This window comes from Staphylococcus sp. EG-SA-2, assembly GCF_017152085.1.
Genome location: NZ_JACYHC010001034.1, coordinates 1 through 787 on the forward strand (window position 1 = coordinate 1; position 787 = coordinate 787).

At 36.6% G+C, this 787-nt stretch carries 2 pseudogenes; both read right to left on the reverse strand.

What is annotated here, in order from left to right:
* Positions 1-79: pseudogene (locus tag IDG60_RS17630) on the reverse strand (nitrite reductase); the annotation flags it as partial.
* Positions 80-82: 3 nt separating this feature from the next.
* Positions 83-787 (reverse strand): annotated as a pseudogene (locus tag IDG60_RS17635) (nitrite reductase large subunit); the annotation flags it as partial.

Sequence of the window (787 nt, forward strand, 5' to 3'; positions counted from 1 at the left end):
CTTTGACAATAACCTTTTTTCCAATTAGGGGTGTTAATTCATCTATAGTTGTCACTTTAATTTTTTCTTTTGTTTCCATGTATTACACCTTCTCCACTTCAAAAATTTTACGTGCTTGCGCATTGCTAGTTATTGCTTCCCAAGGTTCAGCTTCGACTGCTTTTTTAGCATCCATAATGCGTTCAAATAGTTCATTTTGTCTTTCTGGGTCAAGTAAGACTTCTTTTACATTTTCAAATCCAAGTCTTCTTAACCATGGCGCTGTTCTTTCAGCATATATACCTGTTTCGCGATAATATTGCATCAAAGCACCACATAATTTGATTACTTCATCTTCTGTTTCTACAGTTGTTAAAAATTCAGCTTTTTCGACTTCTGTACCACCATTACCACCGATATAGATTTGGAATCCATTTTCAACTGAGATAATACCAAAATCTTTAACACCTGATTCAACACAACTTCTTGGGCAGCCTGATACACCCATTTTGAATTTATGAGGTGTATCGATGTATTCAAATGTTTTTTCTAAACGAATGCCAAGTCGTGTCGTGTATTGCGTACCAAATCGACAAAACTCTTTACCAACACAGCTTTTAACTGAGCGTGTTTTCTTACCATAAGCTGATGCTGAACGCATACCTAGGTCTTCCCATATATTTGGTAATTCTTCTTTTTTAACTCCATACAAACCAACACGTTGCGAACCTGTCACTTTAACTAGTGGCACATGATATTTCTTAGCCACTTCTCCTAGACGAATCAGTTGGTCTGCATCTGTAACACC